The following is a 25,876-nucleotide window of genomic DNA, read 5'->3' as shown; positions in this document are numbered from 1 at the left end:
CCGGTCCGTGATCGTGGGGCGGTTGTTTGACCGGGGGGTAGGCGGCAGACTGCCCGTCATCAGGATTGGTCCAGACCATCGGATGGCGGCGGAAGGGCTGCGGGGGAGACATGGGAACGGCGGGGCGGGGATCACCCGTTGGCGTGCGGCGGGCCGGGCAGCACGGGGTCGTGCTGGGGGCCGCGGCGGTGACGGTGTTGTTGGCCGTGGCGGTGTTGGCGGCGCTGACGGCGTTGACGGGGAGTTCGGTGGCGGAGGGGATGCGGCAGCGGTTGGCGGGGGATCCGCGGCTGTCGCTCTCGGTGTCGGGACGGTACGCGGACGGGGCGGACGAGAAGGCGGACGCCCAGGTGCGGGCGGCGTTGCGGCGGGCGTTGCCGGGGACGACGGCGCAGGTGGAGGAGGTGCTGCACACGTCGATCCCGTTGACGTTGCCGACGTCGGGGGCGGGGGCGGGGGCGGAAGCGTCGGCGGGGTTGTCGGTGACGCCGTTGGCGGTGGCGGATCCGCAGCGGTTCGCGGAGTTGACGCAGGGGGCCTGGCCGGCCGGGGCGGGGCAGGTGGCGCTGTCGGAGTCGGTGGCGCGGCAGGTGGGGGTCTCGGCGGGCGGGACGGTGCCGTTGGTGCGGGCGAACGGGGTGCTGCCGGTGACGGTCAGCGGGGTGTACCGGCAGGTGCCGGGGTCGGAGCCGCTGTGGCGGGCGTGGGCGGTGTCGTCCTCGTTGAAGGGGTCGGAGGGGGTGGCGCTGGCTTCGCGCGAGTTGTTGCGGGCGAATCCGGCACTGCGTGGTGAGTTGGACGTGCAGTGGACGGCGTTGCCGGATCCGGGGCGGCTGCGGGTCGACGGGGTGGCGGCGTTGCGGAGCCGGGTGGAGCGACTGACCGGCGGGGACGCGGCCAAGGCGGTGTTCCGCGGGGCGGAGCCGTCGGTGGGCGCGCTGCGGGCGTTCAGTGATCTTCCGGTGGCGTTGGACGAGTTGCGGTCGCCGATGCTGGTGGCGCGGTCGGGGATGTTGGTGCCGGTGACGATGCTGGGTGTGCTGTCGGCGGTGACGATGGTGCTGACGGCGCGTCAACTGGCGGATTTCCGGCGGGCCGAGCTGCTGTTGCAGTTGGCGCGCGGGTCGGGTCGGGCCCGGTTGGTGGGGGCGGCCGGGGTGGAGTGGGCGCTGTGCACGGTGCCGGCGGCGGTGCTGGGGGTGTGGGCGGCGGGGCCGCTGCTGCGGGTGTTGGAGCGGTTGGGGTTGCCGGTGGAGGGTGCGGCGGCTGCGGCGGCCGGTGGGGCGGCGTGGGCGGTGGCGGGGACGGCGTTGGTGCTGCACGGGTGTGCGGCGCTGCTGCCGGTGGTGTGGACGCCGGACGGTGGCGAGCGGGAGGCGCCGCCGCGCAGTGCCCGGCGGGCGGTGGCGCAGCGGGCGGGGGCGGATCTGGTGCTGGCCGCGGTGGCGGTGCTGGCGTACCTGCAACTGCGGCAGTACCAGGGGTTGTTGAGTCCGGCGTCGAGTGCGGTCGGGTTCGATCCGGTGCTGGTGGCGGCGCCGGTGGTGATGACGGTGGCGGCGGCGTTGCTGCTGTTGCGGTTGTTGCCGCCGTTGGGGCGGGCGTTGGAGGCGTTGGCGCGGCGCGGGCGGGGGCTGGTGGCTCCGTTGAGCGGGTGGCAGGTGAGCCGGGGGCGTGCGGGGCAGGGTGCTCCGGTGCTGTTGATGGCGTTGGCGTTGGCGGTGGGGGCGTTGACCACGACGGTGATCGCGGGTGAGGCGCCGAGTGACCGGGACCGGGCGGCGTTCGCGGTGGGGGCGGATCTGCGGGTGACGGGGGGTGAGTTGCCGTCGGGGGCGCGGTACGGGGCGTTGGCGGGGCTGCCGGGGGTGGCGGCGGTGACGCCGTTGGTGTCGGAGCAGGGTGAGGTGCGGGGGTCGCGGGCCACGGTGGTGGGGGTGGACACGGCGGCGGTGCGGCCGGTGGCGACGTCGGAGCGGATGGCGTCGGGGGCGTGGGTGCATGCGGTGCCGGCAGTCCGTTCGGATCTCGAACGGGGTTCGCTGGATGGGCAGTTGGGTCAGTTGGGGGCGGGGGTGCCGGTGCACGGGATGGTGCTGGAGGGCCGGCCGTCGGCGGTGGAGGTGCAGGTGTCGGTGGCGTCGGTGGAGCGGACCGGTCCGGTGTGGCTGCTGGTCCAGGTGGAGGACGCGGGCGGGTTGGTGTCGACGGTCCGGGCCCGGTTGACGCCGGACGGGGTGTCGCGGGCGGTGTCGCTGCCGTTGGGGTCGGGGGCGTTGCACTACCCGGTGCAGGTGACGGGGTTGTCGTTGCGGAGCACGCCGGTGCGGGAGTTCCGGCGGCCGACGCTGACGCTGGCGGTGTCGGGGATCGCGGGGGCGGCGCTGCCGGAGGGGGTGCGGTGGGCGGACGTCACCCGGGGGGTGGCCGGGGCGACGGGGCTGGGGTGTCCGGGGCGTTCGGACGCGGGTCAGGCGTCGAAGGTGCCGGGGGCGGGGGTGTGCGAGGTGTCGCAGCCGGCGGGCGGGTTGTTGTCGGCGGTGGTGCGCGGTGTCGATCCGGGGATCGGGGTGCCGGACGGGCCCGGGGCGGAGTCGTTCGTGCTGAGTTCGGGTGCGGACACGGTGTCGTTCGCGCTGTTGCCGCCGGGTGGTGCGCAGAAGGCGGCGGGCCGGGGCGGGGTGGTGCCGGCGGTGGTGAACGCGGCGTTCCTGCGGGAGACCGGGTACGGGGTGGGCCAGGAGGTCCGGGTGATGTCGGGGGAGGAGGACCGGTTCGGGTTGCGGATCGTCGGGGAGCTGGCGGACCTGCCGGGTGGTGCGGGCCGGGACGAGCCGCAGGCGCTGGTGGACGTGCGGGCGCTGTCGGCGGCCCGGGCGGTGCTGGGGCTGGGGCCGGTGGCGGACGAGGCGTGGCTGTTGGCGGCGGTGTCGAAGGACGGTGCGGTGCGGGCGGAGCGCGCGGTGGCGGCGGATCCCCGGCTGGGGCGGGTGGAGAGTGCCAGGGCGGCTGCGGCGGCGCTGGCGGAGGATCCGTTCCGGAGCGGGCGGCGCAGTGCGCTGGTGCTGTCGCTGGTGTTGTCGCCGGTGTTCGCGGTGGCCGGGTTCACGGTGCACGCGGTGGGGTCGGCGCGGTCCAGGCGGCGGGAGTTCGCGGTGCTGCGGGCGCTGGGGGTGCGGCGGCGGCAGTTGGCCGGGGTGCTGCGGTTGGAGCAGTCGGTGGTGGTGGGGTTCGCGGTGCTGCTGGGCGGGGTGCTGGGGATCGTGCTGGCGGCGGTGGTGTTGCCGTTGGTCATGGTCGACGGCGGGGGGCGGGCGGTGTTCCCGTCCCTGGAGTTGACGGTGGGTTGGGGGTGGACGGCGGCGGTGGTGCTGGCGACCGGTCTGGGGGCCGGTTCGGTGGTGCTGGTGCTGTCGCGGATGTTGGCGCGGGTCGATCTGGCGCGTGAGCTTCGGGCGGGGGAGAGCGGATGACCGGGTGGGGCGGATGGCGGCCGGGCGGTTTCGGCGGCTGGCGGGCGGCGGTGCGGGAGGCCCGGACGGGCTGGCCGGTGCCGGCCGTGCTGGCGGTGCTGTCGGCGGTGCTGACGGTCGCGGCGCTGCTGTGGCCGCCGGTGTTCGACCGGTTGGCGACCAGGGAGTTGGCGCGCCGGTTGGACGCGGCGCAGGTGGGCGGGCCGCTGCTGGTGTCGCGGGCGTCGCTGAACGCGCCGGTGGACGGGCGGGGCGGGCCGTTGCCGCCGCAGTTCGGGACGCTGGACACCGATCTGGTCAAGGTCGGCGAGAAGATGCGGCAGGGTGCGTCCGGGGAGTTGGCGGGGGCGCTGGTCCGGGTGTCGGGGTGGGTGCAGGCCGACGGCATGGGGCTGTCGGGCGACGGGGTGCCCGAGCCGCACGGCAACGCCGGGGTGATGTCGCTGGTGTACGCGCAGGACGCGGTGGGCCGGGTGCGCTGGGTGGCCGGGCGGGCGCCGGGGCTGCCGTCGGATCCGGAGCGGGCGCCGATCGAACTGGGCCTGTCCGCGGCGTCGTTGGAGCAGTTCGGGCTGAAGGTCGGCCAGCGGGTGCAGCTGTCCGGGGACGCCCGGTCCACCGGGGCGGTGGTGGTCGGCGAGTTCGAGCCGCTGGAGGGTTCGGACGACCTGTGGCGGGAGCTTCCGCTGCTGAACTCGCCGATGGACACGCAGGTGCAGGCGAGCCAGTACGTCCGGTACGGGCAGGCGATGGTGTCCCCGGCGGGGCTGGAGGCGATGGAGTCGCGCGGGGCGGCGGCGCTGGACGCGGCCTGGGTGTTCCGGGCGGCGGAGCAGCCCTGGGGGACGGGCGGCACGTCGGCCGGGGCGAGGGAACTGTCCCGGCAGGCGCAGGAGTTCGGGAACACGGCGGCGGTCGCGGTGTGCGGCGGGCTGGTCTCGGACCGGTTCCCCTGCCCGGTAGGGACGCGGACGGTGACGCCGCCGCGGCTGACCCAGCAGCTGTCGGTGCTGGTGGACGCGTTCGTGGTCCAGCGGGCCCGGACGGTGGCGTTGCAGTCGTTCGCGCTGGCGGGGCTGCTGGCGGTCGGGGTGTCCACGGCGGTGGCCGCGGCCCGGTTGGGGGCGCGGCGCAGGGAGGCGGCGCTGGCGCTGCAGCGGGCGCGGGGTGCGGGTGAGCCCGCGCTGGCCGCCGTTCGGCTGCTGGAGGCCGTTCCGGCGGCCCTGGCGGGCCTGTTGGCGGGTTGGGCGGTGTCGGTGCGGTGGGCCGGCGGGCGTCCGTTGGGGGCGTGGTGGCCGGCGGTGACGGCGGCGGTGCTGGTGGCGTGCGCGCCGGCGGTGGCGGTGTGGTGGCAGGGCCGGGCGGTGCGCCGGGCGGGCCGGGAGCGGGCGCGCCGGCGGGGGCTGCGGCGGGCGCTGGGCCTGTCCGCGCGGCTGGTGGCGGAGGGGGCGGTGCTGGTGCTGGCCGGGGCGGGGGTGTTGCAGTTGCGGCTGCGCGGCGCGGCGCCGGCGGGGGCCGAGGCGGATCCTCAACTGGCTCTGGTGCCGGTGGTGTTGGGCCTGGCGGCGGTGGTCGTGGTGCTGCGGGTGTATCCGGTGCCGCTGCGGCTGGTGTCGCGGTGGGCGCGGCGCCGGCGGGGTGCGGTGGCGCTGGTGGGGCTGGCGCAGGCCGGGCGGCGGTCGGGGGCGGCGGCGACGGCGCTGCTGGTGCTGGTGCCGGCGTTGGCCTGCGCGGTGTTCGGTGCGCTGGTGTCGGGCACCGTCCGGGAGGGCCGGGTGGCGGCCGCGCAGTGGCGTACGGGCGGTGACGCGGTGGTCCTGGGTCCGGCGCAACGTCCACTGCCGGTCGAGGAGTTGGGCGGGGTGCCGGGGGTGGCGGGAGTGCTCCAGGTGCGCGGCGGGCTGGCCTCGTTGACCTCGGACGACGACGGGACGGCGGTGAAGGGCGTCGGCCTGGCCGGGGTGGACCCGGCGGCGTTGGCCCGGTACGAGCCGGGGTCGGCGCTGGCGGCGGCGCTGGCGGCGTCGCCGGAGCTGGCCGAGCCGCTCGGCGAGGGCGCGGAACTCCCGGCGCTGGCCGATGCGGTGACGGCGGCCCGGTTCCCGGACGGCTCGTTCGACGCGGACGCGGGGACGAGCAGGTTCCGGGTGCGGATCGTCGGCGTGCTGCCGGAGGGCGCGGCCGCGGACCGGGCGATCGGCCCGGTGGTCGGGGACGTCGGGACCGCGGGCGGGCTGCTGGTGTTCGGCGGTCCGGGGGCGGAGCGGCTGCCGCGGCAGAACGGGCAGCGCACCGCGGCGGTGCTGTTCACCGACCCGGGGCGGCCGGGGTCGGCGGCGGGCGCGGCGCGGATCGACGCGACCCGGCTGCGGGCGGTGGTCGCCGGGTCGGCGGCGGCCGCGGGTGCGGGTGGCGGCGGGGCCGCGGGCGGTGCGGTGGGCCGCGGCGCGGCGGTCGAGATCCGGCTGCTGGACGGGCAGTTGAGGGATTCGGCGGGGGACGGGCTGGTGTCCGCGCTGGAGACGGCGTTCCGGGTGTCGGCGGCGATCGGGCTGCTGCTGGGGCTGGTCGCGGTGGTGCTGGAGCTGCTGCTCGGCTCGGCGGAGCGCGGCCGGATGCTGGCCCACCTGCGGACGCTGGGGCTCGGCGGGCGGGCCGCGGCGGGCGTCCGGCTCGTCCAGCTGCTTCCGGTGGTGGCGGCGGCGGTGGTCGGCGGCACGCTGCTCGGCCTGGCGCTGCCATGGCTGCTCGGTCCGGCCCTCGAACTGCGGGCCTTCACGGCCGGTCCGGGCGCGCCGCCCTTCGCCCCGGACTGGGCGGGCATCGCGTCGGCGGCGGTCGGGTTGCTGGTGCTGGTGCCGTGCGCGGCGGCACTGGAAGGGGTGGCGGGTCGGCGGCGGGTCCCGCAGGTCCTCCGACTGGGCGAGGGCGCGCAGTAGCGGGGCGGCGGCCGGATGGTGCGACGGGGGCGCGGGCGGCGCGCGGCCCCGGCGTGCCCGGCCGCGCGGCCCCGGCGGGGCAACCGGCCGGGGGCCGGGTGTCGGTGGGGCGGAGTACCTTTCGCGGTGGTGCGTTCCTGATCGCGGGTGAGGTGTCCGGTGCAGCTGGCTCAGGTGGAGGGGGTCCTGGAGCGGATCACGTACGCCAACGAGGAGACGGGGTACACGGTCGCGCGGGTGGACACCGGGCGGGGGGCGAACGACCTGCTGACGGTGGTGGGGGCGCTGCTGGGGGCGCAGGTGGGGGAGAGCCTGCGGTTGTTCGGGCGGTGGGGGTCGCACCCGCAGTACGGGCGGCAGTTCACGGTGGAGAACTACACGACGGTGCTGCCGGCCACGGTGCAGGGGATCCAGCGGTACCTGGGCTCGGGGCTGATCAAGGGGATCGGGCCGCGGTTCGCGGAGCGGATCGTGGAGCGGTTCGGGGTGGAGACCCTGGAGGTGATCGAGAACGAGCCGAAGCGGCTGATCGAGGTGCCGGGGCTGGGGCCGAAGCGGACGAAGATGATCGCGAAGGCGTGGGAGGAGCAGAAGTCCATCAAGGAGGTGATGGTCTTCCTGCAGGGCGTCCAGGTGTCGACCTCGCTGGCGGTGCGGATCTACAAGCAGTACGGGACGGCTCGATCGGGGTGGTGAAGAACCAGCCGTACCGCCTGGCGTCGGACGTGTGGGGCATCGGGTTCCTGACGGCGGACCGGATCGCGCAGGCGGTGGGCATCCCGCACGACTCGCCGGAGCGGGTGAAGGCGGGCCTGCAGTACGCGCTGTCGCAGTCGACCGACCAGGGGCACTGCTACCTGCCGGAGGAGCGGCTGATCGCGGACGGCGTGAAGCTGCTGCAGGTGGACGTGGGGCTGGTGATCGACTGCCTGGCGGAGCTGGTTGCGGCGGAGGGGGTGGTGCGCGAGCGGCTGCCGGGGGCCGAGGGGCAGGAGGTGACGGCGGTGTACCTGGTGCCGTTCCACCGGGCGGAGGTCTCGCTGGCCAACCAGCTGCTGCGGCTGCTGCGCGCGGACGAGGACCGGATGCCGTGGTTCCGGGGTGTGGACTGGCCGGCCGCGCTGGGCTGGCTGGCGAAGCGGACGGGGGCCGAACTCGCCCCGGAGCAGGAGCAGTCGGTGCGCCTGGCGCTGACCGAGAAGGTCGCGGTGCTGACCGGCGGCCCGGGCTGCGGCAAGTCGTTCACGGTGAAGTCGATCGTGCAGCTGGCGCTGGCGAAGCGGGCCAAGGTGGTGCTGGCGGCGCCGACCGGGCGGGCGGCGAAGCGGCTGGCGGAGCTGGCGGGCGCGGAGGCGTCGACGGTGCACCGGCTGCTGGAGCTGAAACCGGGCGGGGACGCCGCGTACGACCGGGACCGGCCGCTGGACGCGGACCTGGTGGTGGTCGACGAGGCGTCGATGCTGGACCTGATCCTGGCGAACAAGCTGGTCAAGGCGGTCGCGCCGGGCGCGCACCTGCTGTTCGTGGGGGACGTCGACCAGCTGCCGTCGGTGGGCGCGGGCGAGGTGCTGCGGGACATGCTGGCGGCCGGCGGTCCCGTCCCGTCGGTGCGGCTGACCCGGATCTTCCGGCAGGCCCAGCAGTCCGGCGTGGTGGTGAACGCGCACCGGATCAACGAGGGCCTGCCGCCGCTGACCGAGGGCCTGCCGGACTTCTTCCTGTTCGTCGAGGACGACGCGGAGCGCGCGGCCGGCCTGACGGTGGACGTGGTGGCCCGCCGGATCCCGCAGCGCTTCGGCCTCGACCCGCGCCGGGACGTCCAGGTGCTGGCGCCGATGCACCGCGGCCCGGCGGGCGCGGGCGCGCTGAACACGCTGCTCCAGTCGGCCGTCACCCCGGCCCGCGAGGGCCTGCCCGAACGCCGGTTCGGCGGGCGGACGTTCCGGGTCGGCGACAAGGTCACCCAGATCCGGAACAACTACGACAAGGGGCGCAGCGGTGTCTTCAACGGCACAGTGGGCGTCGTGACGGCACTGAGCGTGGACGACCAGCGGCTGACGGTGATGACCGAGGAGGACGAGGAGGTGCCGTACGACTTCGACGAGCTGGACGAGCTGGCGCACGCGTACGCGGTGACGATCCACCGTTCGCAGGGCAGCGAGTACCCGGCGGTGGTGATTCCCGTCACGACGTCGGCGTGGACGATGCTCCAGCGGAACCTGTTGTACACCGCGGTGACACGGGCCAGGAAGCTGGTGGTACTGGTCGGTTCGCGCAAGGCCATCGGGCAGGCGGTGCGGGCGGTGAGCGCCGGTCGGCGGCACTCCGCGCTGGACCACAGATTGGCTGCGGGCTGAGTTCGAGGGGGTACGGTACGTTCAGAGGTTGTCTTGACGTGAAGAGATTTAGGGCGGAACCTGGTCCGGTGCCGCCGCCGATCTTGTCCGGTTCACACCGGTGGCGGCAGCGGAGTTTGTAGGCCCCGGTCCTTCCCGGGGTCACCCCCGGGTGCGCGGCCGTCCTTCGGGTGGGGGATCGTTGGGACAGTCAGGGCAGTCGGATGAGGATCAATTTCGTCGGTGAGGAAGACGTGAGCGACAAATCGGTAGTACTGCGGTACCAGGACGGCGAGTACGAGTACCCCGTCGTCGAGAGCACTGCGGGCAACGCCGGCTTCGACATCTCGAAGCTGCTCCCGCAGACCGGCCTGGTCACCCTGGACAACGGTTTCGGCAACACCGCCGCCAACAAGTCCGCGATCACCTTCATCGATGGTGACGCCGGCATCCTGCGCTACCGCGGCTACCCGATCGAGCAGTTGGCCTCGGAGGCCAACTTCATCGAGACCGCTTACCTGCTGATCAACGGTGAGCTGCCGAACCAGGGCGAGCTCGCCGCGTTCAGCAACGAGATCACCCAGCACACCCTGCTGCACGAGGACGTCAAGCGCTTCTTCCAGGGCTTCCCCCGGACGCGCACCCGATGGCGATGCTCTCCTCGGTGGTCGGCGCGCTCTCCACGTTCTACCCGGAGAGCCACAACCCGTTCGACGAGGCGCAGCGCAACCTGTCGACGGTCCGCCTGCTGGCGAAGCTGCCGACCATCGCGGCGTACGCGTACAAGAAGGCGATGGGCCAGCCCTTCGTCTACCCGCGCAACGACCTCGGCTACGTCGAGAACTTCCTGCGGATGACCTTCGCCGTCCCGGCCGAGGACTACGAGCTGAACCCGGTGGTGGTCAACGCCCTGGACAAGCTGCTCATCCTGCACGCGGACCACGAGCAGAACTGCTCGACCTCGACGGTGCGCCTGGTCGGCTCCTCGCACGCCAACCTGTTCGCCTCGATCTCGGCGGGCATCTCGGCGCTGTGGGGCCCGCTGCACGGCGGCGCCAACCAGGCCGTGCTGGAGATGCTCGAGCAGATCCAGAAGGACGGCGGCGACGTCGACGCGTTCATCCGCAAGGTGAAGAACCGCGAGGACGGCGTCAAGCTGATGGGCTTCGGCCACCGCGTCTACAAGGCGTTCGACCCGCGCGCCGCGCAGGTCAAGGTGCTCGCCCACGAGGTGCTGGCGCAGCTCGGCCAGTCCGACGAGCTGCTGGACATCGCGCTCAAGCTGGAGGAGCACGCGCTCAAGGACGACTTCTTCGTCTCGCGCAAGCTCTACCCGAACGTGGACTTCTACACGGGCCTGATCTACCGCGCGATGGGCTTCCCGACCAGCATGTTCACCGTGCTGTTCGCGATCGGCCGGCTCCCCGGCTGGATCGCCCACTGGCACGAGATGATCAAGGACCCGACCAGCCGGATCGGCCGCCCGCGGCAGATCTACACCGGCGTGGAGATCCGCGACTACGTGCCGCTCGACGCGCGCTGAGCCGTCGGCCGAGACGCCGAAGGGGCCCGGTCCCGCCCTCCCGTACAGGGGGCGGGGCCGGGCCCCTTCGCGTGTTCGCCGTACTGGGGCGCACGGCGCCCGGGCCGGCCCCGGTCGGGAACGGCCGCTCAAAGCGTCCCCGGGGCCCGGGACCGGCCCGGTGCCGTGCGCGAGGGCGGTCGACGAATCGACAGCCCGTCCGGGGCCCGCCGGAGCCCCGCTCTACAAAAGGTAAGACGTACCAGGGGGCGCAGAGTTACGCCAGGGGGGTGTGAGTTGTCTCTCTCCACTCTCCGTGTGCGCCCGCGCACCGGCCGGCCGCCCGCATATCACACCGCACGGTCGGCGCGCGGCGTCACCCACCCCGCTGGCCTCGCAACCCAGCGTGATAGGAATCGTGGCAATCCGGTACGGACCGCCTGCGATGCGCGGCGCGGCGGACGGTCAGGGAGGGAGTGCGCAATGGCCAGGAACGTCGTCGTCACCGGTGGGGGCACCGGCATCGGGCTGGAGGTGGCCCGGCGCTTCGCCGCGGACGGGGAGCGGGTGGTGATCGTCGGCCGCCGGCCCGGGGTCCTCGACCAGGCCGCGCAGGAACTCGGCTCGAACGTCACCCCGCTGATGTGCGACCTCGCCGACCCGGACGCGGTGGAGGCCGCGCTGGACGCGCTGCCCGCCCGGATCGACGTGCTGGTCAACAACGCGGGCAGCCGGGAGACCGTGCTCGGCGCCGGCCCGCACGCGGTGCTGGCCCGCTGGCGCGGCGACTTCGAGCGCAACGTGCTGACCGCGGTGCTGCTCACCGAGTCGGTCCGCGACCGGCTCACCCCCGGCTCCGGCCGGGTGGTCACCGTCTCCTCGATCGCCGCGCTGCGCGGCGCGGGCTCCTACGGGGCCGCGAAGGCGTCCCTGCACGCCTGGAACCACTTCCTGGCCGCCCAGCTCGGCCCGTCCGGGATCACCGCCAACATCGTCGCCCCGGGCACCGTCGCGGGCACCGAGTTCTTCGGGCCGCGGCTGGACGAGGCCGAGGTGGCCCGGCGCTCGGCGCGCACGCTGCTCGGGCGGATCGGCGAGGTCGGCGAGGTCGCCGCGACCGTGTACTTCCTGGCCTCGGCGGAGGCGGGGTTCATCACCGGGGAGATCCTGCACTGCAACGGCGGGGAGATGCTGGGTCGCTGACGGGCGGCCCGGTCAGCGGGTGGCGCGGAAGTTTCGCAGCCGCAGGCTGTTGCCGACCACGAAGAGCGAGGAGCAGGCCATCGCGGCGCCCGCGATCATCGGGTTGAGCAGGCCGGCGGCGGCGAGCGGGATCGCGGCGATGTTGTAGGCGAAGGCCCAGAACAGGTTGCCCTTGATGGTGGCCAGGGTGCGTCGGGAGAGTCGGATCGCGTCGGCGGCGGAGCGCAGGTCGCCGCGGACCAGGGTCAGGTCGGCGGCTTCGATCGCGGCGTCGGTGCCGGTGCCGATGGCCAGGCCGAGGTCGGCCTGGGCGAGGGCGGCCGCGTCGTTGACGCCGTCGCCGACCATCGCCACGGTGCGGCCCTCGGCCTGCAGCCGTTGGACGGTGGCGACCTTGTCCTCGGGCAGCACTTCGGCGATCACGTCCTCGGCCGGGATGCCGACTTCGGCGGCCACCGATTCCGCCACCAGCCGGTTGTCGCCGGTCAGCAGGACGGGGCGCAGGCCCAGGGCGCGCAGTTCGGCGATCGCCTCGGCGCTGGTCGGCTTGACCGCGTCGGCGACCTCCAGCACGGCCCGCGGCGCGCCGTCCCAGGCGACGGCGACGGCCGTGCGTCCGGCGCGTTCGGCGGCGGAGCGGGCGGCGGCGAGGGCGGGCGGCAGCGGGGCGTCGAGCAGGGCGGTGCGGCCGGCCAGGACGGCGTGCCCGTCGACGGTGCCCCGGACGCCGTGGCCGGGGAGGTTCTCGAAGTCCGTGACGGCGGGCAGGTCGCCGAACCGGTCCTGTGCGGCGGCGGCCACGGCCTGGGCGATCGGGTGCTCGGAGGCGTGTTCCAGGGCGCCGGCCAGCCGCAGTGCCTCGTCCTCGGTGGTGCCCTCGGCGGTGTGCACGCCCAGCAGTGCCATCCGGCCGGTGGTGACGGTGCCGGTCTTGTCGAGCACGACGGTGTCGGCCTTGCGGGTGTTCTCCAGGACTTCGGGGCCCTTGATCAGGATGCCGAGCTGGGCACCGCGCCCGGTGCCGACCAGCAGGGCGGTGGGGGTGGCCAGGCCGAGGGCGCACGGGCAGGCGATGATCAGCACCGCGACGGCCGCGGTGAACGCCTCGGTGGGGCTGTCGGAGGCCAGCAGCCGGCCGACCAGGGTGGCCAGGGCGATCAGGATGACGGCGGGCACGAAGACGGCGGAGATCCGGTCGGCCAGGCGCTGCGCGGCGGCCTTGCCGTTCTGCGCGTCCTCCACCAGCTCGGCCATCCGGGCCAGTCGGGTGTCCGCGCCGACCCGGGTCGCCTCGACGACCAGGCGGCCGCCCGCGTTGACGGTCGCGCCGGTGACGGCGTCGCCGACGGTGACCTCCACCGGGACGGACTCGCCGGTCAGCATCGAGGCGTCCACCGCGGAGCCGCCCTCGACCACCGTGCCGTCGGTGGCGACCTTCTCGCCGGGCCGCACCACGAACCGGTCCCCGACCGCCAGTTGACCGACCGGGACGCGGACCTCGCGCCCGTCCCGCAGCACGGCGACGTCCTTGGCGCCGAGGTCGAGCAGGGCGTGCAGGGCGGCGCCGGCCCGGCGCTTGGAGCGGGCCTCCAGCCAGCGGCCGAGCAGGATCAGGGTGGTGACGGCGGCCGCGGTCTCCAGGTAGAGCGCGGAGGAGGCGTCGGTGCTGCCGACGGTGAGGGAGAAGGAGTGCCGCATGCCGGGCATCCCGGCGTCGCCCCAGAACAGGGCCCACACCGACCAGCCGAAGGCGGCCAGGGTGCCGAGCGATACCAGGGTGTCCATGGTCGCCGCGCCGTGCCTGGCGTTGGTCCAGGCGGCCTGGTGGAACGGCCGGCCGCCGTACACCAGGACCGGGCCGGTGAGGGCGAAGGCCAGCCACTGCCAGTTGTCGAACTGCAGGGCCGGGACCATCGAGAGCAGCACCACGGGGAGGCTGAGCACGGCGCTGACCAGCAGCCGGTCACGCAGGGGGTCGGGTTCCCGGGCGGGTTCCGCGGGGGTCTCGGGCGCGGCGGGCGGGGGCGGGAGTTCGGCGGTGTAGCCGGTGCGCTCCACGGTGGCGATCAGGTCGGCGACGCTGGTGCCGGGGCCGAAGTCCACCCGGGCCTTCTCGGTCGCGTAGTTGACGCTGGCCTCGACGCCGTCGATCCGGTTGAGCTTCTTCTCGATCCGGGCGGCGCAGGACGCGCAGGTCATGCCGCCGATGGACAGCTCGACGCGGTCGCGGGGCGCGGCGGCGGGGTCGGTGGTGGTGCTCATCGGCTCGTCCGGTCCGTTCGGGTGCTGCTCGGTGCGGTGGGGGAGCGGGGGCGGCGCGGGCCGCCCCCGCGGGCGGGTCAGGAGGCCCGGCCGACCAGTTCGTAGCCGGCCTCGTCCACCGCGGCGGCGACCTGCTCGTCGCTGGGGGCGGGCTCGGCGGTCACGGTGACGGTGCCGGCCCGGGAGTCGGCGGCGACCGCGGTGACGCCGGGCAGGGCGGAGACCTCGCCGTTGATCGCCTTCTCGCAGTGGCCGCAGCTCATCCCGCTGACGGTGTAGGTGACGGTGCTGGACATGGGGACCTCCCGGGACGCGCTGGGGCTGGGCCGGTCGTGGGGCCCAGGGCATCTGCTGCCTACGACCACCACCGTACCCCCTGGGGGTATTTAGTCCAGAGGGGGGCGCGTTCCGGCCCGCACTCCCGCGACCCGTCCCCGAGGGTAGTCCGCGCCGGGCCGGGAACCGCAACGGCGGGCGCGGCGGTGCGGCGCCCGCCCCCCGTACGGCGGGGAAACCCGGGGTTCCCGGCCCGGACCGCCGGGATTTCGCCCGGACGGCGCAAGGCGGCCCGGTGTCCGATATGTTCGGTAGGTGCACCTTCGACGCGGGGACGGCACGCCACCCGGCCGCACCGGCGGAGTGCCGCCCAGCAGGCGGCGCAACGCCCTGCTGGCGGCCGACCTCCAGGACCTGTCGCTGCTGCGCCGGGCCGCGCCCGCACTGGCCGCCATCGGCCTGGTCTCGCTCGCCGACTACTTCTCCGGGCAGGACCGCTACCTGGCCCCGCTGATGGTCGTCGTCCCGTCGGTGGCCGCACTGACCCTGCGGCCGCGCGAACTGCTCGCGGTCTGCTTCCTCGGCCTGCTGGCCCTGCTCGGCCTCAGCCACCTCGACCAGGTCGTCGACTTCGGCGACAGCCGCTTCCTGTACGGCGCGATGGTCAGCTACGTCGCGGTCACCGCGCTCAGCGCCGGGATCGCCGAACTGCGGATGCGACGAGCCGCGGCCTTCGCGGCCGTCAGCTCGGTCGCGGAGGCCGCCCAGCGCGCGCTGCTGCGCCAGCCCGAACCGGTGGTCGGACCGCTGCGGCTGGCCGTGCGGTACGTGTCCGCCGCGGACGCCGCCCGGATCGGGGGCGACCTGTACTCGGTGCTGGACACCCCGTACGGCACCCGGGTGCTGGTCGGGGACGTCCGCGGGAAGGGGCTCGGCGCGGTGCAGACCGCCGCGGTGGTGCTCGGCGCGTTCCGGGAGGCCGCCTACGACGAGGAGCAGCTGCCCGCGGTGGCCGGCCGGATCGAGGCCAGCATGGAACGGCACGTCCCCGACGGGGAGTTCACCACCGCGATGTTCGCCGCCTTCCGCGAGCCCGGCAGCGTCGACCTGCTGCACCTGGGCCACGTCCCGCCGCTGCGGGTGCGCGCCGACGGGCGGGCCGAGGTGCTCGAACCCGAGGACCCCTGGCTGCCGCTCGGCCTCGGCCACCTGGTCGGCGGGCAGCCCCGCGCGAGCGCCGTGCCGTTCGGCCGCGCGACGTCCTGGTGCTCTGCACCGACGGCGTGATCGAGGCGAAGGGCGCCCGCGGCGGCGAGTTCTACCCGCTGGCCGAACGCGCCGGGCCGCTGGTCCGCGACGGCTGGCGCTCACTGGCCGACCTCGACGCCGCCGTCGCCCGCCTCTACGCCGACCTGCTGGCCCACACCGGCGGCGAACTCGGCGACGACGCGCTGCTGCTGCTCGTCACCCGGCCCACGCCGGACGCGGCGGGCTGAGCCGGGCCCGGCGCTCACTTGGCGTCGCCGTAGCAGTCGACCACGGCGGTGGTGAGCGGGAAGCGGACCGGGGTGTCGCCGAAGACCAGCGCGGCGGCCTCCTCGGCGGAGGCGGCGACCGCGGCGGCCACCGCGTCGGCCAGGTCGGCCGGGGTGTGCACGACCACCTCGTCGTGCTGGAAGAACACCAGGTGCGGGCGGTCCTCGCCGGAGCGCAGCGCGGCCAGCCGGCGGCGCAGCGCCGCGAGCAGCGCCAGCGCCCAGTCCGCGCCGCTGCCCTGGATCACGAAGTTGCGGGTGAACCGGCCGCGGGCCCGGGCCGAGCGGCCGCCCGCCTCGCCGGACTCCGGGGCCTCCGTCAGGTCCAGCCAGTCCGCCGAGGGCGGCGGGCAGGCCCGGCCCAGCCGGGAGGAGACCACCCCGCCGTCCTCCCCGGTGCGGGCCGCCGCCTCCACGTAGCCCATCGCGGCCGGGTAGCGGCGGCGCAGCGTGTTCAGCAGCGGGCCGATGCCGCCGCCGGTCTGGCCGTACATCGCGCCCAGCAGGCCCAGCTTCGCCTTGTCCCGGTCGCCCTGGAACGCGGACGCCGCCAGCGCCGCGTACAGGTCGCCGCCGGCCGCCGTCCGGGCCAGCCCCGCGTCCCCGGACAGGGCGGCCAGCACCCGCGGCTCCAGCTGCGCCGCGTCCGCGACCACCAGCAGCCAGCCCGGGTCGGCCACCACCGCGCGGCGCAGGGTGCGCGGGATCTGCAGCGCCCCGCCGCCGCGCGAGGCCCAGCGGCCCGTCACCACGCCGCCCACCACGTACTCCGGGCGGAACCGGCCGCCGCGCGCCCAGGCCGCCTGCCAGGCCCAGCCGTGCGCGGCGTGCAGCCGGGACAGCTCCTTGTAGCGCACCATCAGGGCCGCCGCCGGGTGGTCGACCGCCTTCAGCTCCCAGGAGCGGGTCGAGGAGAGCTGGATGCCCCGGTCCGCGAACGCCTTGATCACCTGGGTGTGCGAGTCCAGGTTGAACGGGCGCGAGCCCAGCGCCCGCTGCACCTCCAGGGCCAGCTCGGCCAGCTTCGGCGGCAGCGCGCCCGGGATCGCCGGCCGCGGGCCCAGCAGCTCGGTCAGCAGCGCGTCGTGCACGTCGGAGCGCCAGGGCAGGCCGTCGTGCGCCATCTCGCAGGCCAGCAGCGCGCCCGCCGACTCGGCCGCCACCAGCAGCCGGAAGCGGGAGCGGGCCGCCGGGTCGGCGATCGCCGCCAGCCGCCGCAGCTGCTCCGCGTGCACCGCCACGACGGCCGCCAACTGGTCCGTCCCCGGCGGCAGTTGCAGCCGGTCCGGAGCGAACAGGCCGTCCTCGTCGGGCAGCGCGCCCTCCGGCAGGTCGGCCGGCACCGGCAGGCCGCGCAGCCGCGCCCAGGCCGCGCCCAGCGACCGCGGCGACCCGAACCGGCCCTCCCGGCCCAGCAGCAGCGCCTCCGTCAGCCGCAGGTCGTGGCAGCGGGCCAGCCGCTCCGGCAGCGCGGCCAGCAGCGGGCCGTACGCGGTGTCCGCCGTCGGCCACACCCAGCGCGGGGCGTGCGCCGCCTCCACCGCGGCCACCGCCTCGGCCAGCCGCGGCGCGGGCTCCGGCGGGCCCAGCGGCGCGCCGTCCTCGTCGAGCGGCTGCAGCCGCCCGCCCGGGCCGTGCGGGTCGGGCACCAGGGCGTAGCGCACGGCGGCGGCTCCTCTCGGCCGGTCAGGGGCGGGACCTGTCGACGGTAGCCGGTGGGGGTGACAGCGGGCGGTGCGGCACGAGGGGCGGCGGCCGGAGCGGCGGCTTGGCGTGACAGTGTTCCGCCAGGGCCCGGGGGCCCGTAATGTCGCCGCCATGAGCGACAACCCCTTCTTCTCGCCCAGCACCCTGGAGTACGAGCTCCCGCCCTTCGCCGAGATCCGGGAAGAGCACTACCGTCCCGCCTTCGAACGGGGCATGGCCGACCAGCTCGCCGAGACCGCCGCGATCGCCGCGAACTCCGAGCCGCCGACCTTCGACAACACCGTGGTGGCGCTGGAGCGTTCGGGAGCGGTACTGCGCCGGGTCTCGGCGGTCTTCTTCAACCAGGACTCCTCCGACACGACCCCCGGCGTCCAGGAACTCGACGCCGAGATCAGCCCCCTGCTGGCCGCGCACGCCGACGCGATCCACCTCGACGCCGCGCTGTTCGCCCGCCTCGACACCCTGCACGAGGCCCGCCACGGACTCGGCCTCGACCCCGAGTCGCTGCGCCTGCTGGAACGCCGGCACACCGCCTTCGTCCGGGCCGGCGCCCGACTGGACGCCGACGGCCAGCGCCGGCTGCGCGAGATCAACGCCGAACTCGCCGCCGACAGCGCCGCGTTCCGCCGCAACACGCACGCCGCCTCACTGGCCGGCGCGGTCGCCGTGGACAGCGCCGACGCCCTCGACGGCCTCCCCGGGGCCGCGGTCGCCGCCGCCGCCGAGAACGCCCGCGCCCTCGGCCAGGACGGCCGCTGGGTGCTCAGCCTGAAGAACTTCTCCAACCAGACCGAACTCGCCTCCCTCACCGACCGCTCCCTGCGCGAGCGCCTGCTCACCGCCTCGCTGCGCCGCGGCCTCGACACCAACGGGCCGCTCGCCGCCAAGATGGCCGCGCTGCGCGCCGAACGCGCCGCCCTGCTCGGCCACCCCACCCACGCCTCGTACGTGGTCGCCGACGAGACCGCCGGCACCGCCGGGGCGGTCAGCGCGATGCTCGGCCGCCTGGTCGCCCCCGCCGTCGCCAACGCCGAACGCGAGGCCGCCGACCTGGCCGCCGCCGCGGCCGCCGACGGCATCGGCGAACTCGCCGCCCACGACTGGGCGTTCTACGCCGAGAAGGTGCGCGCCGAACGCTACGAGGTGGACACCGCGGCGCTGCGCCCGTACTTCGAGCTGGAGCGGGTGCTGCGCGACGGCGTCTTCTTCGCGGCCGGCCTCGCCTACGGGCTGTCCTTCACCGAGCGGCCCGACCTGACGGCGTACCACCCCGACGCCCGGGTCTTCGAGGTGTTCGACGCGGACGGCTCGGCGCTGGGCCTGTTCATCGGCGACTTCCACGCCCGCGAGTCCAAGCGCGGCGGCGCCTGGATGAACGAACTCGTCGCCCAGTCCCGGCTGCTGGGCACCCGCCCGGTGGTCGTCAACAACCTCAACATCGCGCACCCGGCGCCCGGCGAGCCCGCGCTGCTCAGCTGGGACGAGGTGCGGACCCTGTTCCACGAGTTCGGGCACGCGCTGCACGGGCTGTTCTCGGACGTCGAGTACCCGTCGTTCGCCGGGACCGAGGTGCCGCGCGACTTCGTCGAGTTCCCGTCCCAGGTCAACGAGATGTGGATGACCCGGCCCGAGGTGCTGGCCAACTACGCCCGGCACCACGAGAGCGGCGAGCCGCTGGACCCGGCCGTGGTGCGGCGGATGCTCGCCGCCGAGAACTACGGGCAGGGCTTCCGGACCGTCGAGTACCTGTCGGCGGCGCTGCTCGACTGGGCCTGGCACTCGCGGACCGCCGCCGACCCGCTGGTCGAGGACGCGGAGGCGTTCGAGGCGCGGGCGCTCGCCGAGGCGGGCATCGCGGTCGCGGCGGTGCCGCCGCGGTACCGCACCGGGTACTTCAACCACGTGTTCTCGAACGGGTACAGCGCCGGGTACTACGCGTACATCTGGTCCGAGGTGCTGGACGCCGAGACGGTGGAGTGGTTCGGCACCGGCGGGCGCGGCGTGCGGGAGAGCGGGCAGCTGTTCCGGGAGCGGCTGCTGTCGCGGGGCGGGAGCCGGGACGCGCTGGAGTGCGTGCGGGACGTGCTGGGGCGGGGGCCGGAGATCGGGCCGCTGCTCGCCCGGCGCGGGCTGGAGTAGGCGGGGCCGCGGGGGCCGTCGTGCTCCCGGCGCCGGCCGTGCGCGGTCGCCCGCGCGGTTCCCCGCGCCCCTGGCGGGGCGCGGGGACGGTCACCGGGCGAAGACCGGGCCGTAGCCGGGGGCGGGGCGGCCGTCGGGGGTGAGGGCGCAGTAGCCGCCGGTGCCGTGGCACCATTACCACATGGTCCAGCCGGCGGCGAAGGTGCGCATGGCGGTGACCTGGCGGCGGACCAGTTCGGCGTTGCCGGGGGTGGCGGCGGAGGGCGGGCCCCACTCGCCGACCAGGACGGGGAGGCGGTGGGCGCGGGGGTAGGCGGTGACGGCGGCGGTGTAGTCCTCGACGAAGCCGCCGGCGGGGTCCCAGTCCCGGCCGGCCTCGACGGCGGTGTCGTAGAAGTGCGGGGCGTAGCCGATCCGGTCGGGGCCGGGGCGGGGGTCGGTGAAGGCGGGGAGGCTGGTGGGGACGCCCTGGCCGACCAGCACGGTGGGTTCGACGAACAGCCAGGCGTCGCGGTCCACCTGGCGGACGGCGGTGATCAGGCGGCGGTACATGGCAGCGAGCCGGCCCTGTTCGAGGGCGGCGGAGGCGGCGGCCAGGACGGCCGGGTCGGCGGGGTCGCCGGGGACGGGCCCGAAGGGCTCGTTGAACAGGTCGTAGCCGAGCAGGGCGCGCTTGCCGCGCAGTTCGCGGGCGACGGTGGTGTAGAGGTCGGCCTGGGCGCGGCGCAGGTCGGGGTCGTCGTAGAGGTGGCGGAAGGCGGCCTGCACGGAGGGCTGGAAGTAGCCGGCGAACCAGTCGGCGGGGTCGGGGGTGAAGGGCAGGCCGTCGTCGCGGGTGGTCCAGGCGGGGGCGCCGCCGTCGCCGCCGAGGAAGTACTGGCCGTAGACGTCCTGGTGGTAGTCGACGACGGCGTACAGGCGGTACTTCCCGGCCCAGTCGAGGAGTTGGCCGAGCCGGGCGAGCTGGGCCCGGTCGTAGTGGCCGGGGGCGGGTTCGAGGCGGGACCAGGAGACCGCGATCCGGACCAGCCGGAAGCCGTTCGCGGCGAGTTCGCGCAGGTCGGCCTCGGTGGTCTCGTCGTACTTGTCGAGGTTGAAGCCGCGCAGGTCCAGGACGCGGCCGCGCTGGTCGGTGAAGGCGGTGCGGCCGTCGGCGAGGGTGGTGGCGGAGACCTTGCGGGCGTCGAACGGGCCGCGGTCGGCGGGCGGGCCGGCCGAGACGGTGCCGAGGACGGCGGCGGCGGTGAGCAGCAGGGCGGCGGCGGAGCGGCGGACGCGCACGGGGCACCTCACGGCGGGGGGTGGGGGCGGGGTGCGCCGATCCTGCCGGAGCCGCTCCCGCCGCACAAGAGGTGAGACGGGCTCATGTTTTCTGCGGGTGGCTGGCGGTGGGTGGCTGGCAGCTGGCGGTGGGTGGCGGGCTGGGCTCCGGGGCTCCGGGGCTCAGGACTCGGTGGCCCGGGACTCCGGGGCGGCCAGCATCGGCGGCAGGTCGGCGGCGGCGGAGAGCCGCCCCCAGAGCAGGTCGGCCAGGGCCTGCACCATCCGGGCCCGCGGGCAGGGCCGGGTCTCCAGCCACCAGTCGCCGGCCGCCAGCACCATGCCGGTGATCGAGCGGCCCCAGGTCTCGGAGAGCAGCGGGCCCTCCTGGCCGAGGTCGATCTGCTGCTGGATGGCCCGGGTGATCTCCTCGGCGATCTGCCGCAGCGCGGGCGCCAGCGCGTTGCCCGCGCCGGTCGGGTCGCCCGGCTCGGGGTGGGTGAGCAGCCGGTAGACCTGCGGGCGGGACTCGATCGCGGCCAGGTAGACGTCCAGCACGTGCTCGACCCGGTCGCGGCGCTCCAGCGGCTCGTTCAGGGCCGAGCGGACGGCGGCCAGCAGCCCGGCGGTGTGGCGCTGGGTCAGCGCGCCGATCAGGCCGTTCCGGTCGCCGAAGTGCCGGTACAGGATGGGCTTGGTGATGCCGGCCTCGGCGGCGATCGCGTTCATGCTGGCGCTCGGGCCCTCGCGCTGGATGACCCGGTCGGCGGCGTTGAGCAGTTGTTCGCGGCGGGGTTCGGTGGTCATGCGCTGCTCCTCGTGCGGGCGGGTATGCGGCTCGGCGGGCGTTGACACCGGTTACCTATCGGTAGCAGACTCGCCGCCATGTTACCGGAGGTAACAGCGCAGTGGCGTGGACCCTCCGGCCCGCCCGACCGTCTCCTGGAGGCCGACATGACCACCTTCTCGCTCGACCCCGGGCCGGACCAGATCGCCGTCCGCGACTGGCTGCACGGCTTCGCCGCCGACGTCATCCGCCCTGCCGCCGCGGAGTGGGACGAGCGCGAGGAGACCCCCTGGCCGATCATCCAGGAGGCCGCCAAGCTGGGCATCTACTCCCTCGACTTCTACGCCCAGCAGTTCTTCGACCCCTCCGGCGTCGGCATCCCGATCGCCATGGAGGAACTGTTCTGGGGCGACGCGGGCATCGGCCTCGCCATCACCGGCACCACGCTGGCCGCCGTCGCCGTGCTCGCCAACGGCACCGACGAGCAGATCGGCACCTGGGCCCCGCAGATGTTCGGCACCCCCGAGGACGTCAAGGTCGCCGCGTTCTGCTCCTCCGAGCCCGACGCCGGCTCCGACGTCTCCGCGCTGCGCACCCGCGCCGTCTACGACGAGGCCAAGGACGAGTGGGTGATCAACGGCACCAAGACCTGGGCCACCAACGGCGGCATCGCGCACGTCCACGTGGTGGTCGCCACCGTCGACCCCGAACTCGGCTCCCGCGGCCAGGCGTCCTTCGTCGTCCCGCCCGGCACCAAGGGCCTCAGCCAGGGCCAGAAGTTCAAGAAGCACGGCATCCGTGCCTCGCACACCGCCGAGGTCGTCCTCGACGGCGTCCGCGTCCCCGGCCACTGCCTGCTCGGCGGCAAGGAGAAGCTCGACGCCCGCCTCGCCCGGGCCCGCGAAGGCACCCGGGGCGGCGGCAGGAACGCCGCCATGGCCACCTTCGAAGCCTCCCGCCCCGCCGTCGGTGCCCAGGCCATCGGCATCGCCCGGGCCGCGTACGAGGTGGCCCTCGACTACGCCAAGACCCGCGTGCAGTTCGGGAAGCCGATCATCGAGAACCAGGGCGTCGCCTTCCAGCTCGCCGACATGAAGACCCGGATCGACGCGGCCCGGCTGCTGGTCTGGCGGGCCTCCTGGATGGCCGTCAACAACCAGCCGTTCACCAGCGCCGAGGGCTCGATGTCCAAGCTGTACGCGGGCGAGACCGCCAAGTTCGTCACCGCGCAGGCCATGCAGATCCTCGGCGGCAACGGCTTCACCCGCGAGTACCCGGTCGAGCGGATGCACAGGGACAGCGCCATCTACACCGTGTTCGAGGGCACCAGCGAGATCCAGCGGCTGGTCATCGCCCGGGCGATCTCGGGGGCGCCGATCCGCTGACGGCCCGTCAGCCACGCCGGGGTGGGTCTGTCGGGGCGTGGGTCTGCCGGGGTGGGGTTGCCGGGGCGGGCGGTCCGTCAGCGGGCCGACCAGAAGACCAGCCCGGCGGTGGCGGCCCCCACCAGTGCGCCGACCACCGTCTGGGCCGGGGTGTGGTCCCGCAGCGCCACGCGGGACCACCCCACCGGCACGACCGCGGGCAGCGCCAGCAGCCACCACGGGCCGAGCGCGATCGCGGTGCAGACCACCGCGCCGCACACCACTGCGGTGTGTACCGACACCTTCCACCAGGCCGTGATCACCAGGAGCGGCACCAGCGAGGCGAACATCGCCAGCACCATCGCCGTCAGGTCGGCCGGGGCGCCCAGCAGGAGCATCGCCAGCAGGCCGACCAGCACCGAGCCCATGACGACCGGGAGCACCACCAGGCGGCGCCGGCGCCGGCCGACGTGCCGGTCCTCGATGCTGCCGCGCCGCATCCCGCGCCGGATGAACCAGGTCGGCAGCACGGCCGCGAACAGCGCCGCGAACGCCGCCCAGGCCAGGCCGGACCAGCCGTGGCGGACCACTCCGATCAGCGGCAGCACCGCCAGGACCACGTTCTTCGGTTCGACCCCGTCGGTGATCCGGCGGGCCCAGCCGCCCTCGGCGCCGGGCGCCGCTCCGGCTCCGGGGGGTTCGGTTGCTCCGGCGGCTCCGGCGGCTCCGGCGGTGTGGACGGGGGTGGACATGCTGCTCCTTCGACCGTGCCGGGCACCGGACGGTGGTCCGATCATCGGAGATTGTGCAGCACCGGGCGCCGCCGGCCGCCGCCGGGCGCTCCCGGGCGGTCAGAACCGCGGCTCGCGGCGCTCCAGGAACGCCGCCAGGCCCTCCCGGACGTCCGGCGCCGTCCGGGACGCGCGCTCCCAGGGCTCCAGGGCGGCCGCCGCGTCCGCCGGGTCGACGGACAGCACGGCCTTGACCGCGCCGATGGTCTGCGGTGAGCGGCGGGCCAGCAGGCCCGCGAACTCCCGTGCCCGGGCGTCCAGTTCGGCGGGCGGCAGCACCTCGTCCAGCAGGCCGAACGACTCCGCGCGGGCGGCGGGGAGCAACTCGCCCGAGAACAGCAGGTACTTGGCCCGGGCCGGGCCGACCAGCGCGGCCAGCCGCAGCGTCGGGACCGCCGGGTAGACCACGCCCAGCTTCGCCGGGGTGATGCCGAGGCGGGCGTCCGCGGCGGCCAGCCGCAGGTCGCAGGCCAGCGCCAACTGGCAGCCGCCGCCCACGCAGGCGCCCCGGACCACCGCCAGGGTCGGGCGCGGGAACGCCGCCAGCGCCTGCTCGGCCGCCACGTTCGCGGCGTGGTACGCGCCGGCGGACGCCGGGTCGGCGTACACCCCGGCCAGCTCGGCGATGTCCGCGCCCGCCGAGAACGCGCCCGCCGCGCCGGTCAGCACCAGCACCCGGACGTCCGGGCGCGCCGCCAGCTCCGCCAGCACCCCGGGCAGCGCCCGCCACATCGCGCCGGTCACCGCGTTGCGCCGCTCCGGCCGGTCCAGCAGCAGCGTCGCCACCCGCTCCGGGCCCACCCAGCAGCGCAGGCCCGGCGCGCCGGTGGGCAGTTCGACGTCCCCCGGGCCCGGGCGGTCCAGCGGGTGGGCGGTGCTCGCGGGCATGGCGGGCCTCTCGAGGGACGGTGCCGGACGGGCCGTCAGCCTTTCACGCGGGCGCGGGGCGGGCCATGTGATCCGCGTCAACCCTCCGTCGGGCCGGCGCCCTCGCGGACCGCCCGCCACTCCGGGGCCAGCATCGACCAGATCTCCAGGTCCAGCCGGACGCCCAGGTGTTCGGTGTGCTTGCGGAGCGTGCCGTCCAGCGTCATGCCCAGCCGTCGGGCCACCGCCCGGCTGCGCAGGTTGACCGTGCTGTTCCACCACTCGGCGCGGTACAGGCCGCGCTCCAGCAGCGCGTAGTCCAGCAGCCGGCGGGCGGCCGCGGTGACCAGGCCGCGGCCCTGGGCGGCGGGCTCGGTCCACACGCCGATCTCGCAGACCCCGGCCGCGGCGTCGAACTGGACGAACATCACGCCGCCCACCAGCGTCCCGTCCAGCCATATCCCGTGGATCCGCCCGGCGTCGGCGGCCTGCTTGTCGGCGAACTTCCGCAGCGTCGCGCGGGCGGACTCCAGGTCGGTGCTGCGGGTCGCCCACGGAATCCACGGATCGACCCCGGCCCGAGCCCGGTCCATGTGCTCCAGGAACTCCTCGGCCTGCCACGGCTCCAACGGGCGGAGCTCGGCGTCCTCGGCGAGCGCTACGGCGTACATCGGCATCCCCTCGCGGTACACGGCGGTGGTGCATGGAAGTGGTACACGGCAGTGGTACATAACAAACGTTTGGTAGGTACCCTAGCGCGCATGACTCCACCCGCACGGGGCGACCACGAAGCACGCCGGCGCGACGTCTCGGAGGCGGTGCGGCGGGTGCTCGCCGACCGCGGCTTCGGCGGCCTGACCCTGCGCGCGGTGGCCGCCGAGCTCGGCGCCTCCACCGGCCTGCTCACCCACTACTTCCCGCACAAGCGGGCCCTGGTCGCCCACGCGCTGGAGGTCCTCGACCGGCAGGCCGCCGAACGCCACCGGCCCGCCACCGAGGCCGCCGCCGGCGCCCGCGGCCTGCCCGTGCTGCGCGCCGCGCTGCTCGACATCCTCCCGCTGGACGCGGAGGGCGCCGCCGCCAACCGGATCTGGGTCGGCTCCTGGGACGCCGCCCTCGGCGACGCCGAACTCACCGCCGGGCACGCCGAGCGCTACCGCCGGGCCCGCCGGCGGATGGCCGGGCTCTGCGCCGAGGCCCAGGAACTCGGCGAACTCCCCGCCGACCGCCCGGCCGAGGAACTGGCCGCGCGGGCCCAGTCCTTCGCGCTCGGGCTGGTGGTGCAGGCGCTGTTCGCCCCCGGGGAGTTCCCGCCGGAGCGCCAACGCGTGCTGCTGGACGGATTCCTGGCCGACCTGGCGGCGGGGCGGGAGCATGCGCGCGGCGGGACGGGGTAAGCGGTCCGCGGGGCCGGC

16 protein-coding genes and 2 pseudogenes are annotated in these 25,876 nt (G+C 75.3%); 10 read left to right on the top strand and 8 right to left on the bottom strand.

What is annotated here, in order from left to right:
* The first annotated feature begins 170 nt into the window (after nucleotides 1–170).
* The 5 genes and pseudogenes from EDD39_RS42380 (at nucleotide 171) to EDD39_RS33335 (ending at nucleotide 11,473) form a co-directional block, all read left to right on the top strand.
* Nucleotides 171–3,473, top strand: a complete 3,303-nt coding sequence (locus EDD39_RS42380) for an FtsX-like permease family protein (RefSeq protein WP_208765705.1) — start codon at nucleotides 171–173, stop codon at nucleotides 3,471–3,473.
* Nucleotides 3,470–6,412, top strand: coding sequence for a hypothetical protein (locus EDD39_RS40445; RefSeq protein ID WP_123563156.1), 2,943 nt, complete (start codon nucleotides 3,470–3,472; stop codon nucleotides 6,410–6,412). The genes EDD39_RS42380 and EDD39_RS40445 overlap by 4 nt, the downstream gene beginning before the upstream one ends.
* Before the next feature lie 159 nt (nucleotides 6,413–6,571).
* A pseudogene (gene recD2 / locus EDD39_RS33345) lies at nucleotides 6,572–8,769 on the top strand (SF1B family DNA helicase RecD2).
* Nucleotides 8,770–9,002: 233 nt separating this feature from the next.
* Nucleotides 9,003–10,291, top strand: a pseudogene (locus EDD39_RS33340) (citrate synthase).
* A gap of 462 nt (nucleotides 10,292–10,753) precedes the next feature.
* Nucleotides 10,754–11,473 carry an SDR family NAD(P)-dependent oxidoreductase gene (locus tag EDD39_RS33335; RefSeq protein WP_123563154.1) on the top strand — a complete coding sequence of 240 codons (720 nt, stop codon included), beginning with the start codon at nucleotides 10,754–10,756 and terminating at the stop codon, nucleotides 11,471–11,473.
* A 12-nt stretch (nucleotides 11,474–11,485) separates the two neighbouring features.
* On the opposite strand, the gene EDD39_RS33330 is transcribed toward EDD39_RS33335, so the two are convergent.
* Together EDD39_RS33330 and EDD39_RS33325 are read right to left on the bottom strand one after the other, a co-directional pair.
* Complete coding sequence (locus EDD39_RS33330; RefSeq protein ID WP_123563152.1) at nucleotides 11,486–13,735, bottom strand: heavy metal translocating P-type ATPase; 2,250 nt, start codon at nucleotides 13,733–13,735, stop codon at nucleotides 11,486–11,488.
* A 77-nt stretch (nucleotides 13,736–13,812) separates the two neighbouring features.
* Nucleotides 13,813–14,031 carry a heavy-metal-associated domain-containing protein gene (locus EDD39_RS33325; RefSeq protein ID WP_123563149.1) on the bottom strand — a complete coding sequence of 73 codons (219 nt, stop codon included), beginning with the start codon at nucleotides 14,029–14,031 and terminating at the stop codon, nucleotides 13,813–13,815.
* 295 nt (nucleotides 14,032–14,326) lie between these two features.
* Between EDD39_RS33325 and EDD39_RS42375 the strand changes: the two genes are divergently transcribed.
* Both EDD39_RS42375 and EDD39_RS42370 read left to right on the top strand, forming a co-directional pair.
* Nucleotides 14,327–15,298, top strand: coding sequence for a PP2C family protein-serine/threonine phosphatase (locus EDD39_RS42375; protein ID WP_279638463.1), 972 nt, complete (start codon nucleotides 14,327–14,329; stop codon nucleotides 15,296–15,298).
* Nucleotides 15,277–15,507, top strand: a complete 231-nt coding sequence (locus EDD39_RS42370) for a SpoIIE family protein phosphatase (protein WP_279638462.1) — start codon at nucleotides 15,277–15,279, stop codon at nucleotides 15,505–15,507. The genes EDD39_RS42375 and EDD39_RS42370 overlap by 22 nt, the downstream gene beginning before the upstream one ends.
* Nucleotides 15,508–15,521: 14 nt before the next feature.
* Here the strand turns inward: EDD39_RS42370 and EDD39_RS33315 are convergent, their stop codons facing one another.
* A complete protein-coding gene (locus EDD39_RS33315) occupies nucleotides 15,522–17,210 on the bottom strand; it encodes a bifunctional 3'-5' exonuclease/DNA polymerase (RefSeq protein WP_123563146.1) in 1,689 nt (562 codons plus the stop codon).
* Between the two features lie 154 nt (nucleotides 17,211–17,364).
* On the opposite strand from EDD39_RS33315, the gene EDD39_RS33310 reads away from it, so the two are divergent.
* Nucleotides 17,365–19,392, top strand: coding sequence for a M3 family metallopeptidase (locus tag EDD39_RS33310; protein WP_123563144.1), 2,028 nt, complete (start codon nucleotides 17,365–17,367; stop codon nucleotides 19,390–19,392).
* A 174-nt stretch (nucleotides 19,393–19,566) separates the two neighbouring features.
* Here EDD39_RS33310 and EDD39_RS33305 read toward each other — a convergent pair whose 3' ends face one another.
* Both EDD39_RS33305 and EDD39_RS33300 read right to left on the bottom strand, forming a co-directional pair.
* On the bottom strand, nucleotides 19,567–20,673 hold the full coding sequence (locus EDD39_RS33305) for a glycoside hydrolase family 5 protein (protein WP_123563142.1): 1,107 nt from the start codon (nucleotides 20,671–20,673) through the stop codon (nucleotides 19,567–19,569).
* A 162-nt stretch (nucleotides 20,674–20,835) separates the two neighbouring features.
* On the bottom strand, nucleotides 20,836–21,459 hold the full coding sequence (locus EDD39_RS33300; protein ID WP_123563140.1) for a TetR/AcrR family transcriptional regulator: 624 nt from the start codon (nucleotides 21,457–21,459) through the stop codon (nucleotides 20,836–20,838).
* A 147-nt stretch (nucleotides 21,460–21,606) separates the two neighbouring features.
* Here EDD39_RS33300 and EDD39_RS33295 point away from each other — a divergent pair, with 147 nt between their 5' ends.
* On the top strand, nucleotides 21,607–22,824 hold the full coding sequence (locus EDD39_RS33295; protein ID WP_123563138.1) for an acyl-CoA dehydrogenase family protein: 1,218 nt from the start codon (nucleotides 21,607–21,609) through the stop codon (nucleotides 22,822–22,824).
* Nucleotides 22,825–22,901: 77 nt separating this feature from the next.
* On the opposite strand, the gene EDD39_RS33290 is transcribed toward EDD39_RS33295, so the two are convergent.
* The 3 genes from EDD39_RS33290 to EDD39_RS33280 all read right to left on the bottom strand — a co-directional run bounded on the left by EDD39_RS33290 (nucleotide 22,902) and on the right by EDD39_RS33280 (nucleotide 25,132).
* On the bottom strand, nucleotides 22,902–23,555 hold the full coding sequence (locus EDD39_RS33290; RefSeq protein WP_123563136.1) for a phosphatase PAP2 family protein: 654 nt from the start codon (nucleotides 23,553–23,555) through the stop codon (nucleotides 22,902–22,904).
* Between the two features lie 99 nt (nucleotides 23,556–23,654).
* Nucleotides 23,655–24,482, bottom strand: coding sequence for an enoyl-CoA hydratase/isomerase family protein (locus EDD39_RS33285; protein WP_244257398.1), 828 nt, complete (start codon nucleotides 24,480–24,482; stop codon nucleotides 23,655–23,657).
* Between the two features lie 77 nt (nucleotides 24,483–24,559).
* Nucleotides 24,560–25,132, bottom strand: coding sequence for a GNAT family N-acetyltransferase (locus tag EDD39_RS33280; RefSeq protein WP_123563134.1), 573 nt, complete (start codon nucleotides 25,130–25,132; stop codon nucleotides 24,560–24,562).
* 90 nt (nucleotides 25,133–25,222) lie between these two features.
* Here EDD39_RS33280 and EDD39_RS33275 point away from each other — a divergent pair, with 90 nt between their 5' ends.
* Complete coding sequence (locus EDD39_RS33275; RefSeq protein ID WP_123563132.1) at nucleotides 25,223–25,858, top strand: TetR/AcrR family transcriptional regulator; 636 nt, start codon at nucleotides 25,223–25,225, stop codon at nucleotides 25,856–25,858.
* Nucleotides 25,859–25,876 lie beyond the last annotated feature (18 nt).

The organism is Kitasatospora cineracea, assembly GCF_003751605.1.
Classification (GTDB): Bacteria; Actinomycetota; Actinomycetes; order Streptomycetales; family Streptomycetaceae; genus Kitasatospora; species Kitasatospora cineracea.
This window is presented reverse-complemented; position numbering and strand designations above follow the sequence as displayed.

Bases quoted from the DNA above. Each gene is read 5' to 3' on its own strand.
- EDD39_RS40445 (WP_123563156.1), top strand. From the start codon at position 3,470: ATGACCGGGTGGGGCGGATGGCGGCCGGGCGGTTTCGGCGGCTGGCGG.
- EDD39_RS33335 (WP_123563154.1), top strand. From the start codon at position 10,754: ATGGCCAGGAACGTCGTCGTCACCGGTGGGGGCACCGGCATCGGGCTG.
- EDD39_RS33330 (WP_123563152.1), bottom strand. From the start codon at position 13,735: ATGAGCACCACCACCGACCCCGCCGCCGCGCCCCGCGACCGCGTCGAG.
- EDD39_RS33325 (WP_123563149.1), bottom strand. From the start codon at position 14,031: ATGTCCAGCACCGTCACCTACACCGTCAGCGGGATGAGCTGCGGCCAC.
- EDD39_RS33310 (WP_123563144.1), top strand. From the start codon at position 17,365: ATGAGCGACAACCCCTTCTTCTCGCCCAGCACCCTGGAGTACGAGCTC.
- EDD39_RS33300 (WP_123563140.1), bottom strand. From the start codon at position 21,459: ATGACCACCGAACCCCGCCGCGAACAACTGCTCAACGCCGCCGACCGG.
- EDD39_RS33295 (WP_123563138.1), top strand. From the start codon at position 21,607: ATGACCACCTTCTCGCTCGACCCCGGGCCGGACCAGATCGCCGTCCGC.
- EDD39_RS33290 (WP_123563136.1), bottom strand. From the start codon at position 23,555: ATGTCCACCCCCGTCCACACCGCCGGAGCCGCCGGAGCCGCCGGAGCA.
- EDD39_RS33285 (WP_244257398.1), bottom strand. From the start codon at position 24,482: ATGCCCGCGAGCACCGCCCACCCGCTGGACCGCCCGGGCCCGGGGGAC.
- EDD39_RS33280 (WP_123563134.1), bottom strand. From the start codon at position 25,132: ATGTACGCCGTAGCGCTCGCCGAGGACGCCGAGCTCCGCCCGTTGGAG.
- EDD39_RS33275 (WP_123563132.1), top strand. From the start codon at position 25,223: ATGACTCCACCCGCACGGGGCGACCACGAAGCACGCCGGCGCGACGTC.